The following is a 15,106-nucleotide window of genomic DNA, read 5'->3' as shown; positions in this document are numbered from 1 at the left end:
CCACGTGACGTCCAAGGGGGCACATTACTTCGAGGAGCGGCCGGGCGCGGCCGCCCGGCCTGGCATGGTCGACGTGATCCTGCCCGACCTCCACCTGCGCCTGGCCACCGACAGCGGTGTCTTCTCCCCCAACCGGCTCGACGCGGGCACCCGGGTGCTGCTGGAGAGCGTGCCGGCGCCTCCCCAGGAGGGCGACCTGCTCGACCTCGGCTGCGGGTACGGCCCGATCGCGCTGACCATGGCGTCACGGGCGCCCGGGGCGACGGTGTGGGCGGTGGACGTCAACCGGCGCTCGGTCGAGCTGTGCGACCGCAACGCACGGACCGCCGGCCTTGACAAAGTAAGGTCGGCGCACGTGGACGACGTCCCGCCCGGCGTCCGCTTCTCGGCGATCTGGTCCAACCCGGCGATCCGCATCGGCAAGCCCGCGCTGCACGCCATGCTCACCCGCTGGCTCGACCGGCTCACCCCCGACGGCGCGGCCTTCCTGGTGGTGCAGAAGCACCTCGGCTCCGACTCGCTGCAACGGTGGCTCTCCGACCACGGCTGGGCCACCACCCGGGTGGCCTCCCGGTCGGCCTACCGCGTGCTCCGGGTCGCCGCGCGGCCCTCTCCGGACGTGACCGGCCCTTCGACAGACGACGTACCCCCAGGTGGCGGCGCCACCGGCGACGAGGAGCGATGAGCGCCCGATGAGCACAGGCACCCGCAGGCAGCTGCGCCAGACCGACGTCAAGCGGCTCAACCGCACCTGGCGCCGGGGCACGGAGAACCGGCTGTCGCTGATCCTTGAGTCGGTGACGGGCCCGTTCAACGTCGGCTCCATCTTCCGCACGGCCGCCGCGTTCGGTGCCGACGAGCTCTGGCTGGGCGGCAACGCCACCCCGCCCACCAACCCCAAGGCGCAGAAGACCGCGCTCGGCACCGACCGGCTGGTCCCCTGGCACGAGCCGGTCCCCGCCCTTGAGGCCGTACGGGCGGCCAAGGAGGAGGGCTACACCGTGATCGCCGTCGAGCTGACCGGCGACGCGGTGCCGCTCCACGAGGCGAGGCTCGACCGCGACGTGTGCCTGGTGCTCGGCAGCGAGGACCACGGCTGCTCCCCCGCCGTGCTGGACGCCGTCGACGAGGTCGTCTACATCCCCCAGATCGGCCGCGTCGGCTCCTTCAACGTCGGCGTCGCCGCCGCCATCGTCCTCGCCGAGGCCCGCCGCCAGGAATGGTCCTCCCACCCGGCCCCCACCGACTCTTGACCGGAGCATCCAAATGTCCAAATGAGCCTCAATCAAAGCAGCAAGGGCGAGCGAACAGTACGGACACGAAACCGCGTCTCCCTGATTCCTCATCCAGGTAATCGCACCGGCGTGCGCCGCGGCGAACTATTCGGACTGCGCTGGACGGATGCGGACCTGACCAGCGGCACCCTGACCATCCGCCAGGCCCTCCAGTACATCCCCGGCGGCATCGGCCTGATCTTGGCCCCCACCAAGACCGTCAACTCCGAACGCCGCATCGCCCTGCCCGGCCCGTGCATCGACGCCCTGACCACTGACCGCGAGCACCAAAAGCACAAACGCGAAGCCATCGGCGCGGCCTGGCCCGAGACCGGGCTCGTGTTCACCACCCGCCACGGCGGGATGATCAACCCGGCCAACGTCAACCGCGACTTCAAGGCCCTGCTTCAACGCGCGGGCCTACGCACGATCCGCTTCCACGACTTGAGACATTCGTGCGCCTCACTCCTGCTGGACCAAGGCGTGGACCTCATTGTGATCAAGGAAATCCTCGGCCACGCCCACATCTCCATCACCGCCGACACCTACGCCCACGTCCGGCTCCGCCTACAACTCGACGCCATCGAACGCATGGCGGGCGCTCTCGACGACCACCCCCAAACGTTGCCGTCAGAAACGATCACAGCCGCTGTAGCCGTCCAGCCGTCAAACCAGGTTGGGCAGCTGATGAGATAGATCGTCACGACCAGTCAAGGTCGCGATCCTCCAGCACAGAATAATCAAACTGAATCTCATCGAAATGCTTCACCATCCAAGCGCGCCGCTCAGAATGTGAAACACCCCAAGCCCATTTAAGGCTCTGAAATAAGCGCTCTCGGCGGAGCGCCCTCGCTGGTGCATCGAATGATCCAATTATGCCGTGACACAGATCCGAGAGCCAATATATTCGCTCAAACTTTAATTGAGCGTCACCACCAGGAATGCCACCATCCCGTTTCAAATCTCCCGAATCTCTTCTAATCTGCAGTTGTGCCCTGTGCATTAGCACAACTACTACATGCTCAATATCAGGCTCACGCATCCGACCACGGAATTGTCGCGCCATTTGCAACCCCCTGAGCAGGGATGCAGCATCCAGCACTGCATCCCTGCATGACTTCTAGCAGCCCAGATGTTTGTCTACGTAAATCTTCGTATCATAATCCCAATCATCGTCATGGGGATCCGCAGCCCGGTTCAGGAGTTCCTGAGCCCGATGATTTCCATTTTCCAAATTTCGGCCGTCAGGCCCGACTCGAATGTAGTCTACCGGTCCATTACTTGGCGCGAAGATCGAGTCGAGCAACTGCCAGTCCTGCATCCCCGATATCCTATCCATCTTGTCACGGCTCTCCCTGGAACCATCGACATCAGGGCGCCCGTATCCGAGCAAGTCACGAATGGTCGCATTGGGCTCAGGGCGTGACGGCTGCGCTGAACCAGACTTCTTCTTGAACGGGTTCCAGCCATCGTTGTGGACAAGGACAGCTTGGTCGCCGGCGATCACATGGTAGGTGTGCAGGCCTTCGATGGTGAGGTTGTGGACCCGTTGATGGGTGGTCCATCGCTTGAGGGCGGTGATCTGGACGTAGGTGCCGGCGCTGGTCTGGAGCCACATGCCGGGTTCGAGTTGACCGGCGGTGAGCCATTGTCTGAGCTTGGGTAGCCAGAAGGGGTGGCCGTCGGTGGCGGTGAGCTCGTCGGTCGCGGAGCCGCGGTCGCCGTCCACATCGATGGTCAGCCTGACCAGGTTCTTGACGCCCTCGCCCTTGATCAGGGTGATCACCGGCTTGGCCTCGGTCCGGCCGGTCTCTGGGTCCGTCGCCAGCACTTGATCGCCCACGGCCACTCGTTCGATCGGCTTGTGGGTGCCGTCGGCCATCAGGACGGGCGTGCCGGCTACGAAGCTGTTGGGAGAGCAGTTGTCGCCGTCCATGCCGGGCGGGATGGACGGGGGAAGGTCTGGGGCCGCGTCTTCGGTGAGGAGGTCGATCACGTCCTCCGGGGAAGGCGCGAGGTCGATGATGTCTTCCAGATCGTCAAGGACATCGCGTGTGCGACCCTTTGGTGTCACGGGGGTGACGCTGTTACGGCAGGCCGATGTCTTGCAGAGGTCGGGAAGATTGTTTACGTCGTGTTCGTCTTGCTTGGGACTCTTCCTCGGTTTGTTACCGCCGTATTCGTGGTTGGCGTTTCCGGCGCACTGCGGCTTCTTGGCGTTCGAGCGCTTCTGGCAGAACTGCCCGATCTTTTCAGTACTCTTCGTCGACTTGTCATTCTTCGAGCATTTCGTGCTTGAGCACTTCTTGGCGGCCGACTTGCTGGCCGGTGGATTTTTCACCGTCCTGGGATTGGCCCGGGTGCCCGGTGGGTTGACCGGATCGCGTTTCTTTTTCTTGGCAGTTGGCTTCTTGTGATTCCGCATCTGCCGCTTTTCGTTAGTGACGCGGTCCCGGTCGTTCATGCGCTTATTTTTGTTCTTCTGGTTGCGCATCTGTCGTTTTTCGTTCTTGGCAGAGTCGCCGTTCTGGTCGTCCCGCTTCTTTTTGGCGTACTGCTTTCTCTCCTCTGTCCTGCGTTTCGCCCGGTCTATGTCCTCGCGATCCTGCCTCCGCTGCCTCTCCTGGATCTGGCGGTATTCCTTCTGGTTCTTGGCGTACGCCCCTGTCGGTATCCGGACGCCTGACCCCCGAGGCCCCGATCCCTTGTCGATGGCGTGACCGGAGGGGTCGGTGCCATCGAGGGGGTCGCCGTTGACGTAGGTGTAGCGGTTGATCTGTATGGACGGATCGGGGGAAAGGGACCAGTCGTCGCGGGAAGCGAAGCCGCCGGTGCCGGGCTGGTACCAGCGGGCGTGCATGTTCACCTTTCCGGTCTCCGGGTCGGTGTACTCGCCTTGGTAACCAAGGGAACGAGAGGTTCCGGCCCGGTTGGTAACCTCCCCGAAGGGGTTGTAAGCGACCGAGTCCACAAGGGTGGTGCCGGAGAAGGTGCCGACGACGTCGCCATGCAGGTCGGTCATCGCCCCCAGGCTCTGCCCGCCCTCTTGCATGCTCAACAACTCACCAAAGGGGTCGCGGCCGTACTTTGACTGGACCGTCCCTGCTCCGTCGGTCACTGTGACCATGTCGTTCGACAAGCCCGAATAGGCGAACCGCTGTTCGGTTCCGCCCTTGGCGCGCGAGGTCAGCCGGCCGAGGGCGTCGTAGCCGTAGGCGGCGTCTCCGTCGTTGACGAGCCGATCGAAGGCGTCGAACACCAGGTTTCGGGTGACACTCCCGATGGTCTCGGTATTAAGCGTGCCGCGAGGACTGTATGAGTATGTGGTTCCTCCACCTGACAACAGGCGGTTGCGCTCGTCGTAAACGAAGCTCTTGTCCCCCGCCATGGTGCGGTTCCCCGACGCGTCCCAGCTGTAGGTGGTGGTCGCGCCGCCGGGTGCCGTCCAGGAGGTCAGTCGGCCTGCCCTGTCGTAGCCGTAGGTGTTGGCACCGGCGCCGGCTGTGCCCACGGTGGTCTTGGAGAGGAGGTGGTCGTCCTTGTCCCACCCATAGGTGATCTTGGCGAGCTGGCTGCCGGCGTTGTTCTTAAGCGTGTGGGTCTTCAGCCGATCCACGGCGTCGTACGTGTACGACTGTGTCGTCGCCGGGCCGGCGGACGTCAGAGTGGTGAGTCGGTCGGCGTCGTCGTATCCATAGGTGAAGCTCCGGCCGGAGACCGGGTCGGCGGCCGTCGCCAGACTGTCATTGTTGTCCCAGGTGAAGTTCGCGGTTCCCGAGCCGTCCACACGCTGAGTCGGGTTGCCGAGTCCGTCGTAGGTGAATGCCGCGACCTGCCCGGTGGGTTTGGAGACCTTCGTCAGTAGTTCACGGTCGTTGTACTCCAGCGTGTAATCGCCGATCGAAGTCAGATGCCCAGCCAGGTCGTAGCCGTACGCCCGTTCGGGAGTGGCCACCGGGGCGCCTGATCCGGACTCGCGGGTCATCCGCCCGATCTGGTCGAACTGCCGGTCGATACGAAGACCACCTGGCTGCAGGGTGGATACCGTGTTCCCTGCGACGTCGTAGACGTTCGTCCAGGTTCGGTCAGCGGCATTCGGGTACGCGGCGGTGGCCGGCTCGACGACGGACTCGACCAGACCCAAGGTGTTGTAGGTGGTCAACTCGGTGTTGCCACGCCCGTCGGTCGTACGCGTCATCGCGCCCGTACCGTCGTAGCCGTATGTGGTGGTGATCTGATCGGTGGCCGACACCGGTTCGATCAGCTTGGTCATCACGCCCGTCGCGTCGTACTCCCTGCGCGTGACGAAGCCCTCCCCCGAGGTCTCCGAGACCTGGTTGGAGTCGGCGTCGTAGCCGAATCCGAAGGTGCGCACGGTGGCGCCGGTGCCGTCCAGATCCTTGACGGCGGTCTGGCGGCCGGCCAGGTCGTACTCCGCCGTGGTGGCGTTGCCGAGCGGGTCGGTGACCTTCACGGTGCGGCCCGCGAGATCGTAGGTGAGGGTGGAGATCTTGCCCCGGGGGTTGGTTTCCTGCGTGATCTCCCCGGCGGGGTTCACCACGAGATCGGTGACCTTGTTACCGGGCAGGGTCACCTTCGTCAGATCATCGGCGTCGATGTACTGATACTTCGTGTCGGCCTGGCCTGCCCTGCCGTACCACCCCTTTCCACGGTGACCTGGGGAGCCTTCTCCTCTACCAGGCGGCCCGCCATGTCGTACCGGAAATCGCTGGTGAATCCGGCCGGATCGCCGCCCGCCGCGTTGCCGCGCGGACCCGTGAACGCAGTGACCAGTCCCCGGTCGTCACGGGTCCACGTGCTGACCAGATCCTCGCTGTCATTTTTGACCGCCTGCCGCATCAGCTCGCCGAACTGGTCGTAGCCGTACTCGGTCACCTCCGACCGGGTGGTGCCCGCTCCGGTCGAGGTCACCTTGGTCACGTTGGCGTTGGCGTCGTAGACGTAGGCCGACTTGCGCTTGAGGGATGCGGGGTCGAACGTCTGCGAGGACAGCCGCCCGGCGGCGTCGTAGACGTAGTCGGTAGTGGCCCTTCCGCCACCGAGCACCTGCCGAGTCACGTAACCAGCGGCGTCGTATGTGTCGGCCTCCAAGACGACGTCCTTGGTGGTGGTCACGCCATTCACCCGGACGTCGTCGGCGATCACCTTCGACAGCCGGTCGTCGCCGTAATAGGTGTACGACTCCTTGCGACCCATCGCATCGACCCGGGATGCCAGCCGCCCGTCGGGGTCGTACGCGTACGACCCCAGCACCACGTCACGTGGAGCTTGCGGGCTGACCGGGCTGCCCGTCCAGTTCTTGACGGTCCGGGAGGCCAACTCGCCGCGCGGCGTGTAGGCGTAGGCGAAGACGGTGCCGACCTCGTCCGTGACGCTAGTGCGTGCTCCGGTGTGCCCCGGCACCGGTATGCGCGACCAACCGGCCCAGGCCGTCGTAGGAGAACGAGCTGACAACACCGGCAGGGTATGCGGCAGAGATCTCGGCGCTCGTCTTCACCCGGCCGAGCGTGTCGTAGGTGTAGCGGGTGACCAGCCCTGAGGGGTCATTTCGCTCAGCCAGATCACCGGTCGCCGTGTACTTGTAGGTGGTCTCGTTACCCTTGGCGTCCTTTTCCGACCCACAGCCCAGCCGGAGTCGCACCGCCGCCCCCGGCCGACTCGGTTCCGTCGGTGTAGAAGTACGTCAGCGACCCCGCTCGTCGTGGAACAGTTCTGTGTCGTTGCCGTTCCGGTCGCTGATGATGCTGAGGAAACCGCCGATGTCGTAAGTGTAGAGACTGGAGTTCTCGCTTTGATCGATCTCCTCCACCAGCCGGTACCCACGCCAGGCGTCGTGGCTGTACTTGAGGGTTCCGTTGTGCGGATCGGTCACCGTCACCGTCGACAAGCCCGTGGTGGTGTCGTACACCGGAGCGCTCACCTGCCACGCCCCGCCGTGTTGGTCGGTGTGGGCCTTCAGGCGGTCAGTGGCCGGGTCATAGGTGTTCTCCGCCCACACTCGCCCCGACGGCAGCGTGATCTTCGTCAGCTTGTACGGCGCCTCCGCGCGTGCCGCGTGATGTGCCTGTACCTCGGTCTCCGATATCGCCTTGTCGTACACGGCGAACTCATCCATCACCCCGCTGAAGGGAAACCCCGCTGGATGCAGTCGACCATCGCGGCGATAAGCCGCACCGCTTGACCGAGGACAACCGGATGCTGGGCCAGTGGGAGCGTGGGCGCGGGCCGGTGGCTTTGTGACCCAAATGTTCATGGGCGTAGGCTGACGTGGCAACCTTTAGGGGGGATACTCCTGCTCGTGCAGCAGCGCTTCCCGTTCCTCGAACATCCGGGCCCGCTCGCCTTCGCCCATCGCGGCGGGGCGGCGGAGGGCCGGGAGAACACCATGGCCGCTTTCTCCAGGGCCGTCGATATGGGGTACACCTACCTGGAGACCGATGCCCACGCGACGGCTGACGGCGTGCTGCTCGCGTTCCACGACCACACGCTCGACCGCGTGACCGACCGCCAGGGCCGCCTGGCCACGCTGCCGTACCGCGAGGTGCGCCGGGCCCGCATCGGGGGCGTGGAGGAGATCCCGCTGCTGGAGGACCTGCTCGGCACCTGGCCCGATGTGCGGGTCAACATCGACGTCAAAGAGGCCCAGGCGATCGGCCCGCTGGCGGAGGCGATCCGGCGCACCGGCGCCTACGACCGGATCTGCCTGACCTCGTTCTCCGACCTGCGGCTGGCCAGGGCGCGCATGGCCATGGGTCGCCCCGTCTGCTCGGCGCTCGGCCCGCGCGGCGTCGCCAGGCTGCGTGCCGCCGCCCTCGGCTCGGGGTACGGCCGCCTGCTGGGCGGGCTGGCCAAGGAGCGCATCCCCTGCGCGCAGGTGCCCGTCGGGTTCCGCGGGATGCGGGTCACCACCCGCGCCCTGGTCCGCACGGCCCACGCCCTCGGGATGCAGGTGCACGTGTGGACCGTCGACGACCCCCGCGTGATGGAGAGCCTCCTCGACCTGGGGGTGGACGGGATCATGACCGACAACATCTCGGGCCTGCGGGACGTCCTGCGCGCCCGGGGCCAGTGGCATCCACGCCGCCCGGCCGCGCACGCGTGACCTTCCCCTGGCAGGGGGCACCCGCGCGCCTGACCCCGCGCCCCGGCCTCCACCACACGCCGTAGCCCCTCCACTCATCCCCGAGCCCCCCGACGAGGCCAGGAGCACCCCCCATGACCACCTCCATCGCCGCCGACGAACTGCCTGAGACGCGCAAGCGCGAGCAACGGGGCTGGTACTGGTACGACTTCGCCAACTCGGGCTTCCAGACGACGGTCATCACGGTCTTCCTCGGCCCGTACCTCACCACGCTCGCCGAGAAGGCCGCGGGCGGGGAGGACGGTTTCGTCGGTTTCCTGGGCTTCGACTTCCGCGCCAAGGCGTACTTCTCGGCCATCGTGACCATGTCGGTGGTCCTGCAGATCGTGATCATGCCGGTCGCCGGCGCCCTGGCCGACCACACCGGCCGCAAGAAGGAACTGCTCGCCCTCTTCGCCTACGTGGGCGCGGCGGCGACCCTCGGCTTCTACTTCGTCTCGGGAGACGCCTACGTGCTCGGCGGGGTGCTGTTCGTCATCGCGAACGTGGCGTTCGGCGCGGCCATGGTCGTCTACAACTCGTTCCTGCCCCAGATCTCCCGTCCGGACGAGCGGGACGCGGTCTCCTCGCGCGGCTGGGGGTTCGGCTATCTCGGCGGCTTCCTGCTGCTCGCGGTGAACCTGTTCCTGTACGAGGGCAGCGGCATCGACCAGGGCCTGGCGGTGCGCATCAGCCTGGCCTCGGCGGGTCTGTGGTGGGCCCTGTTCACCGTGATCCCGCTGCTGCGCCTGCGCAACCGCCGGGTCGCCACCCACGACGCCACGCCCGCCCAGGCCGTCGGCGGCAGCTTCCGCCAGCTCGGCCGCACGATCGCCGACCTGCGCCGCTATCCGCGCAGCCTGCTGTTCCTGCTCGCCTACCTGATCTACAACGACGGCGTGCAGACGGTGATCTCGTTCTCGGCGACCTACGCCGACCAGGAGCTCGGGCTAGGCAAGAGCGTGCAGATCACGGCGATCCTGATGGTGCAGTTCGTCGCCTTCGGCGGGGCCCTGCTGCTCGGGTGGCTCGCGTCGCGGTTCGGCACCAAGCGCACGGTGCTGGTCAGCCTGGTGGTCTGGACGGCCGTGGTGGCGGTCGCGTACTTCCTGGAGAAGGGCGCGGCGGTCCAGTTCTACGCCATCGCGTTCCTGATCGCGATCGTGCTGGGCGGCACCCAGGCCCTCTCGCGGTCGCTCTACTCGCTGGTGATCCCGGCGGGCAAGGAAGCGGAATATTTCAGCCTCTTCGAGATCAGCGACAAGGGCTCGGCCTTCCTCGGATCGCTTACCCTGACCCTGGCCCTCCAGCTCACCGACAGTTACCGCCTGGCGATCTTGTCACTGGTGATCTTCTTCGTGGTCGGCTTCGCGCTGCTCACGGTGGTCAACCTGCCCCGGGCCATCCGGGAGGCGGGCAACGAGGTGCCCGCACGGGTCTGACGAGGGGGCACACCCGCCCCTGACGCGACGAAGATCAGCTTTAGGGCACCGAGGGCCCGAGGCGAAAAGCGCGATTGGATCACCCCAAGGGTGGGAATCCATCCACGGTATCAAGCGTTGTAAGCCGTGGAGACCCACCCCTCACAATGGGGCCCTCAGGAGGCATTGAAACATGGGCGAGCGTGCACTTCGCGGTACCCGGCTCGGAGCCACCAGCTACGAGAACGACCGCAACACCGATCTGGCCCCGCGCCAGGAGGTGCCTTACACCTGCCCGAAGGGCCATCGCTTCGACGTGCCCCTTGCCGCGGAGGCGGAGATCCCGGCGACATGGGAGTGCCGCAGTTGCGGCGCCACCGCGCTAAGGGTGGATGCAGAGCAGCCTCAGCAGAAGAAGGCCAAGCCGCCGCGCACCCACTGGGACATGCTACTGGAGCGCCGAACGATCGAGGACCTCGAAGAGGTGCTCAACGAGCGTCTGGCGATCCTTCGGGCACAGCGGCGTAAGAGCGCCTGAACCAAACCTACCGGCGCCTTCGGACCACCTCAGGGTGGTTCCGGGGGCGCCATTTCCCTGCACGGGACCTGGTCCGGCCGTCGCCCGGAGGGCCGTTGCCCGGAGGTCCGGCCGTACCCCAGACGTCCGGCCGTACCCCAGACGTCCGGCCGTACCCCGGGGGTCTAGCCGTTGTCGGGAGTTCCGCCGTGCGGGCGCAGGGACGGCCGTCCGGGCGTGTCGCCGTAGGCGCCCGGCCCTCGGCCCGCGGGGGTTTCGTCATCGACCACCTGCCCGCTGACGACCCGGGAGCCGCCCCGCGGCGACTCGTCGCCCGCGCCCGGCCCGCCCTGCGGGAACATCATGCCGAAGGGCGACCCCGCGGCCATGACGCGCACGCGGCGGCCAAGGAACCAGCCGAGCCAGCGCCTCGCGATCGGCCGGGTGAACGGCAGGATGAAGAAGAACCCCGCGATGTCGCTGAGGAAGCCCGGGGTCACCAGCAGGGTGCCGCCGGCCACCACCAGGGCGCCGTCGACGAGCTCGCGGTCGGGCATGCGGCCGGAGTTGAGGGCCTCGCGCAGCGCCCGCCAGGCGCGCCGGCCCTCCAGCCGCACGAGCCAGGCCCCGAGCAGGCTGTCGAGAATCAGCAGGCCGACGGTCTGCCAGCCGCCGATCACCTGGCCGATCTGGATGAGCATCCAGATCTCCAGCACCGGCACGACCAGGAACGCTATGAACAGCAGCACACGCAGCATGGCTTCCCCCTCACCTCGCGAGGTACAACGCCCGGACCTGACCCGGTGGTTCCCTTCCGGGGCCACGTGTCCAACCTTCGGCGCGGTATCCCGGGCCGGCCCGGTGGAGCCGCTCCCCCGGGCCGGTCCGCTCGCGTGGGCGGGGTGCCCGCCTACGCCTGCCGCGGGCTCATGGCGTGGTCGGCCATCCGCATGGTGATGTCGAGCATCAGGCGCACGAGCAGGGACGCGCCGGCGGCTTCTACGACCGCGGGCAGGGCGATGAGGGCCAGAGGCCAGAGCGCGCGCAGCGCCCGGCCCAGGTCACCGCTTGGCAGCAGCTTGATCGTGATGGTCATGGCGGACCTCCTCCACCTTCGTGAGAGGACGCCCCGCGGGGGCACCGCACCGGTGCGAAGGCGGACGGGGGCCGGGGCTCGCCGCCCCGGACCGTATGGTCAGCCTCGCCGCGGCCGGTGGCGGGCGCGGGGTGTCAGGGAATGGGATCGGTGACTATGGCAGTCGCCGTCCATCGCGCCCACCTCCTTGCCTTCGCCGCCTCGGCGCGTGCGCGCACATCCCGCGCACGCGGTCACGGACGGATGGTCACATGGATCGACGGCACCCCTCATGTAAGAGTTTTGGCACTGCGCGGCGTGATCCCGAATCCGGGAAGCCACTTGGGGTCACCCCTTAAGCCGGGGAGACCTGTCCTGGCCCTGGGCATCTCTCGATGTCGTGGGGTCAGTGGCCTGTATCCGCGCAGACGCCTCGCCGAACGAGGTGCCGCGTCTTCCAGGAAACCCGCTGCTCGGCGCCGCCGTCAAGCGGGGCCGCGAAAGATCTCCCTGCTCGGGCCGCGGGCCGTGCGGCCGGCCTCCAAGGCCGATCATGCCGGTGGGCGGAACACGGCTTGACCACGGGATTCGCGCCAGAGCCGTTCATCTCGGTCAGACCCAGACTTGGACCGTTAGCTGTCTTGAATAGCTCGTGTTTATGACGATAGCTTTGGCGCCGTGACCGCACCCAAGACTCCGACCATCGCCGAGGAGCTGCGCGGGGCAGGCCTGAGGGTGACGGCCGCCCGCGTCGCACTGCTGGAGACCGTCCGGGGCGGTGATCACCTCGGCGTCGAGGCGATCGCCTCGGGGGTGCGTGACCGCGTCGGCCATATCTCCCTTCAAGCCGTGTACGAGGCCCTCCACGCGCTCACCGCGGCGGGGCTCGTGCGCCGGATCGAACCGGCCGGCAGCCCGGCCCGGTTCGAGGGACGCATCGGCGACAACCACCACCACGTCGTGTGCCGGTCGTGCGGTGCCGTCGCCGACGTCGACTGCGCGGTCGGCGAGGCGCCCTGCCTGACCGCGTCCGACCACCACGGCTTCACGATCGACGAGGCCGAGGTCATCTACTGGGGCCTGTGCCTCGACTGTTCCACCGCCCGCAGTTCCTGAGCACTGTGATCAGCGTAATCCGGAAGGACCCTAATGTCTGAGAACCATGACGCGATCGTCGTAGACGCGAAGACGGAGGAAGGAGGCGGCTGCCCGGTCGCGCACGAGCGCGCCCCGCACCCGACTCAGGGCGGCGGAAACCGCCAGTGGTGGCATGAGCGGCTCAACCTGCGGATCCTCGCCAAGAACCCCGCCGTGGCCAACCCCCTCGGCGAGAAGTTCGACTACGCCGAGGCGTTCAACAGCCTCGACCTCGCGGCCGTGAAGCAGGACATCGCGGAGGTGCTGACGACCTCGCAGGACTGGTGGCCGGCCGACTACGGCCACTACGGCCCGTTCATGGTCCGGATGGCGTGGCACAGCGCGGGCACGTACCGGATCAGCGACGGCCGCGGCGGCGCCGGGGCCGGCCAGCAGCGCTTCGCCCCCCTCAACAGCTGGCCGGACAACGGGAACCTCGACAAGGCCCGCCGCCTGCTGTGGCCGGTCAAGAAGAAGTACGGCCAGAAGCTCTCGTGGGGCGACCTCATGATCCTCGCCGGCAACGTCGCCCTGGAGTCGATGGGCTTCAGGACCTTCGGCTTCGCCGGCGGTCGTGAGGACGTATGGGAGCCCGACGAGGACGTCTACTGGGGCCCCGAGTCCACCTGGCTCGGCGACGAGCGCTACACCGGCGACCGGGAGCTTGAGAACCCCCTCGCCGCGGTCCAGATGGGCCTCATCTACGTCAATCCGGAGGGCCCGAACGGCAACCCGGACCCGCTCGCCGCGGCCCGCGACATCCGTGAGACGTTCCGCCGGATGGCGATGAACGACGAGGAGACGGTCGCCCTGATCGCGGGCGGCCACACCTTCGGCAAGACCCACGGCGCGGGCCCGGCCGAGCACGTCGGCCCGGACCCCGAGGCCGCCTCGATCGAGGAGCAGGGCCTCGGCTGGAAGAACGGCTACGGCACCGGCAAGGGCGGCGACACGATCACCAGTGGCCTTGAGGGCGCGTGGACCAACACCCCGGTGACGTGGGACAACAGTTTCTTCGAGATCCTGTTCGGCTACGAGTGGGAGCTGAGCAAGAGCCCCGCGGGCGCGCACCAGTGGAAGCCGAAGGACGGCGCCGGGGCGGGCACCGTCCCCGACGCCCACGACCCGTCGAAGAGCCACGCCCCCACGATGCTGACGACCGACCTCGCGCTCCGCGTGGACCCGGTCTACGAGCAGATCTCGCGACGCTTCCTGGAGAACCCCGGTGAGTTCGCGGACGCCTTCGCCCGGGCGTGGTTCAAGCTGACCCACCGCGACATGGGCCCGGTCGTGCGCTACCTCGGCCCGGAGGTCCCGGCCGAGACGCTGCTGTGGCAGGACCCCCTGCCCGCGGTGACGCACGAGCTCGTCGACGCCGGGGACGTCGCCTCGCTCAAGGACCGGATCCTCGCCTCGGGCCTTTCTGTGTCCCAGCTCGTGTCCACCGCGTGGGCGTCGGCCTCGACCTTCCGTGGCGGCGACAAGCGCGGCGGCGCGAACGGCGCGCGCGTCCGCCTTGAGCCGCAGAGCGGGTGGGAGGTCAACGACCCCGACCGGCTGGCGAGGGTGCTGCGCGCCCTGGAGGAGATCCAGGAGTCCTTCAACGCGGCCCAGACCGGCGGCAAGCAGGTCTCGCTCGCCGACCTGATCGTGCTCGCCGGCGGCGCCGCCGTCGAGCGGGCCGCCAAGGACGCCGGCTTCGACGTCGAGGTCCCGTTCACGCCGGGCCGCGCGGACGCGTCGCTGGAGCAGACCGACGTGGAGTCGTTCGCCGCGCTCGAACCGACCGCCGACGGGTTCCGCAACTACCTCGGGAAGGGCAACCGGCTTCCGGCCGAGTACCTGCTCATCGACCGGGCGAACCTGCTCACCCTGAGCGCCCCCGAGATGACGGTCCTCGTCGGTGGCCTGCGCGTCCTCGGCGCGAACCACCAGCAGTCGCCGCTCGGCGTCCTCACCACGGCCCCCGGGACCCTGACCAACGACTTCTTCGCCAACCTGCTCGACCTCGGCACGACGTGGAAGGCGACGTCGGAGGACGCGAACACCTTCGAGGGCCGCGACATCGCCACGGGCGAGGTCAAGTGGACCGGCAGCCGTGCCGACCTCGTCTTCGGGTCGAACTCCGAGCTGCGCGCGCTCGCGGAGGTCTACGCGAGCGATGACGCGAAGGAGAAGTTCGTGCGCGACTTCGTCGCCGCGTGGGACAAGGTGATGAACCTCGACCGGTTCGACCTCGTCTGATCATGACGTCCAGGCCGGCCCGCGCCGGCCGGCCTGGACGTCCTCGGAACCCGGCACCTCATCGGTTGAGTCAACACGACCCTGTTAGGGCTTGACGAGCGGCGAGTAAACTGTAAAGGTTCTTTTCTGAGAGCGCTCTCACGTCTCATTCACCCCCCGCGAAAAGACTGCCGTGAGACTCACCGTGCCGACCGGCGCGGCGGTGTTCGCCGTCGCCCCCGTCCTCCCCTCCTTGGCCGCTCAGGGCACTCTTCGACGGCTGGGGCGCGGCCCCGCCACCGAACTCCACCGCGGTGC

The 15,106-nt window shown here is 67.5% G+C and carries 14 protein-coding genes and 1 riboswitch; of the genes, 8 read left to right on the top strand and 6 right to left on the bottom strand.

What is annotated here, in order from left to right; translation table 11 throughout:
* Positions 1 to 64: 64 nt before the first annotated feature.
* The 3 genes from ACGFIV_RS16215 to ACGFIV_RS16205 are packed head-to-tail and all read left to right on the top strand — an operon-like array spanning position 65 to position 1,970.
* Positions 65 to 685: a methyltransferase gene (locus tag ACGFIV_RS16215; RefSeq protein WP_358561234.1), complete on the top strand. Its 621-nt coding sequence runs from the start codon at positions 65 to 67 to the stop codon at positions 683 to 685.
* A gap of 7 nt (positions 686 to 692) precedes the next feature.
* Positions 693 to 1,253 carry an RNA methyltransferase gene (locus tag ACGFIV_RS16210; RefSeq protein ID WP_358561222.1) on the top strand — a complete coding sequence of 187 codons (561 nt, stop codon included), beginning with the start codon at positions 693 to 695 and terminating at the stop codon, positions 1,251 to 1,253.
* A 21-nt stretch (positions 1,254 to 1,274) separates the two neighbouring features.
* Complete coding sequence (locus ACGFIV_RS16205; RefSeq protein ID WP_392835537.1) at positions 1,275 to 1,970, top strand: site-specific integrase; 696 nt, start codon at positions 1,275 to 1,277, stop codon at positions 1,968 to 1,970.
* Between the two features lie 424 nt (positions 1,971 to 2,394).
* Here ACGFIV_RS16205 and ACGFIV_RS16200 read toward each other — a convergent pair whose 3' ends face one another.
* Genes ACGFIV_RS16200 through ACGFIV_RS16185 form a run of 4 tightly spaced genes read right to left on the bottom strand, consistent with a single transcriptional unit; the run spans position 2,395 to position 7,395 of the window.
* A complete protein-coding gene (locus ACGFIV_RS16200; RefSeq protein ID WP_358560144.1) occupies positions 2,395 to 5,868 on the bottom strand; it encodes an RHS repeat-associated core domain-containing protein in 3,474 nt (1,157 codons plus the stop codon).
* Positions 5,869 to 5,873: 5 nt separating this feature from the next.
* A complete protein-coding gene (locus ACGFIV_RS16195) occupies positions 5,874 to 6,698 on the bottom strand; it encodes a hypothetical protein (protein ID WP_392835534.1) in 825 nt (274 codons plus the stop codon).
* Entirely contained in the window at positions 6,670 to 6,936 is a 267-nt protein-coding gene (locus tag ACGFIV_RS16190) for a hypothetical protein (RefSeq protein ID WP_392835530.1), read from the bottom strand. Before ACGFIV_RS16190 ends, ACGFIV_RS16195 begins: the two co-directional genes overlap by 29 nt.
* Before the next feature lie 42 nt (positions 6,937 to 6,978).
* Positions 6,979 to 7,395, bottom strand: coding sequence for a hypothetical protein (locus ACGFIV_RS16185; protein ID WP_358560148.1), 417 nt, complete (start codon positions 7,393 to 7,395; stop codon positions 6,979 to 6,981).
* 198 nt (positions 7,396 to 7,593) lie between these two features.
* Between ACGFIV_RS16185 and ACGFIV_RS16180 the strand changes: the two genes are divergently transcribed.
* The 3 genes from ACGFIV_RS16180 to ACGFIV_RS16170 all read left to right on the top strand — a co-directional run bounded on the left by ACGFIV_RS16180 (position 7,594) and on the right by ACGFIV_RS16170 (position 10,374).
* Complete coding sequence (locus ACGFIV_RS16180; RefSeq protein ID WP_392835526.1) at positions 7,594 to 8,397, top strand: glycerophosphodiester phosphodiesterase; 804 nt, start codon at positions 7,594 to 7,596, stop codon at positions 8,395 to 8,397.
* A 113-nt stretch (positions 8,398 to 8,510) separates the two neighbouring features.
* A complete protein-coding gene (locus ACGFIV_RS16175; protein WP_392835523.1) occupies positions 8,511 to 9,857 on the top strand; it encodes an MFS transporter in 1,347 nt (448 codons plus the stop codon).
* Between the two features lie 172 nt (positions 9,858 to 10,029).
* Positions 10,030 to 10,374, top strand: coding sequence for an RNA polymerase-binding protein RbpA (locus ACGFIV_RS16170; protein ID WP_184981820.1), 345 nt, complete (start codon positions 10,030 to 10,032; stop codon positions 10,372 to 10,374).
* A gap of 164 nt (positions 10,375 to 10,538) precedes the next feature.
* Here ACGFIV_RS16170 and ACGFIV_RS16165 read toward each other — a convergent pair whose 3' ends face one another.
* Positions 10,539 to 11,111 (bottom strand): FxsA family protein, encoded by a 573-nt coding sequence (locus tag ACGFIV_RS16165; RefSeq protein ID WP_392835519.1) that lies wholly within the window; start codon positions 11,109 to 11,111, stop codon positions 10,539 to 10,541.
* Between the two features lie 152 nt (positions 11,112 to 11,263).
* Positions 11,264 to 11,449: a hypothetical protein gene (locus ACGFIV_RS16160; RefSeq protein ID WP_358560156.1), complete on the bottom strand. Its 186-nt coding sequence runs from the start codon at positions 11,447 to 11,449 to the stop codon at positions 11,264 to 11,266.
* A 259-nt stretch (positions 11,450 to 11,708) separates the two neighbouring features.
* Positions 11,709 to 11,880, bottom strand: a riboswitch (M-box (ykoK) riboswitch).
* 226 nt (positions 11,881 to 12,106) lie between these two features.
* On the opposite strand from ACGFIV_RS16160, the gene ACGFIV_RS16155 reads away from it, so the two are divergent.
* Entirely contained in the window at positions 12,107 to 12,544 is a 438-nt protein-coding gene (locus ACGFIV_RS16155; RefSeq protein WP_358561850.1) for a Fur family transcriptional regulator, read from the top strand.
* A 33-nt stretch (positions 12,545 to 12,577) separates the two neighbouring features.
* Positions 12,578 to 14,809 (top strand): catalase/peroxidase HPI, encoded by a 2,232-nt coding sequence (katG, locus tag ACGFIV_RS16150; protein ID WP_392835515.1) that lies wholly within the window; start codon positions 12,578 to 12,580, stop codon positions 14,807 to 14,809.
* Positions 14,810 to 15,106: the final 297 nt, after the last annotated feature.

Origin of the sequence: Sphaerisporangium sp. NPDC049003 (assembly GCF_043197795.1) — a bacterium.
In the GTDB taxonomy this organism is placed as follows: Bacteria; Actinomycetota; Actinomycetes; order Streptosporangiales; family Streptosporangiaceae; genus Sphaerisporangium.
The sequence above is the reverse complement of the archived record's forward strand: the minus strand, read 5'-3'. Positions and strand labels throughout refer to the sequence as shown.

Coding starts and splice junctions, on each gene's coding strand:
- ACGFIV_RS16215 (WP_358561234.1), top strand. CDS start 65: ATGGTCGACGTGATCCTGCCCGACCTCCACCTGCGCCTGGCCACCGAC.
- ACGFIV_RS16210 (WP_358561222.1), top strand. CDS start 693: ATGAGCACAGGCACCCGCAGGCAGCTGCGCCAGACCGACGTCAAGCGG.
- ACGFIV_RS16205 (WP_392835537.1), top strand. CDS start 1,275: ATGAGCCTCAATCAAAGCAGCAAGGGCGAGCGAACAGTACGGACACGA.
- ACGFIV_RS16175 (WP_392835523.1), top strand. CDS start 8,511: ATGACCACCTCCATCGCCGCCGACGAACTGCCTGAGACGCGCAAGCGC.
- ACGFIV_RS16170 (WP_184981820.1), top strand. CDS start 10,030: ATGGGCGAGCGTGCACTTCGCGGTACCCGGCTCGGAGCCACCAGCTAC.
- ACGFIV_RS16165 (WP_392835519.1), bottom strand. CDS start 11,111: ATGCTGCGTGTGCTGCTGTTCATAGCGTTCCTGGTCGTGCCGGTGCTG.
- ACGFIV_RS16160 (WP_358560156.1), bottom strand. CDS start 11,449: ATGACCATCACGATCAAGCTGCTGCCAAGCGGTGACCTGGGCCGGGCG.
- katG (WP_392835515.1), top strand. CDS start 12,578: ATGTCTGAGAACCATGACGCGATCGTCGTAGACGCGAAGACGGAGGAA.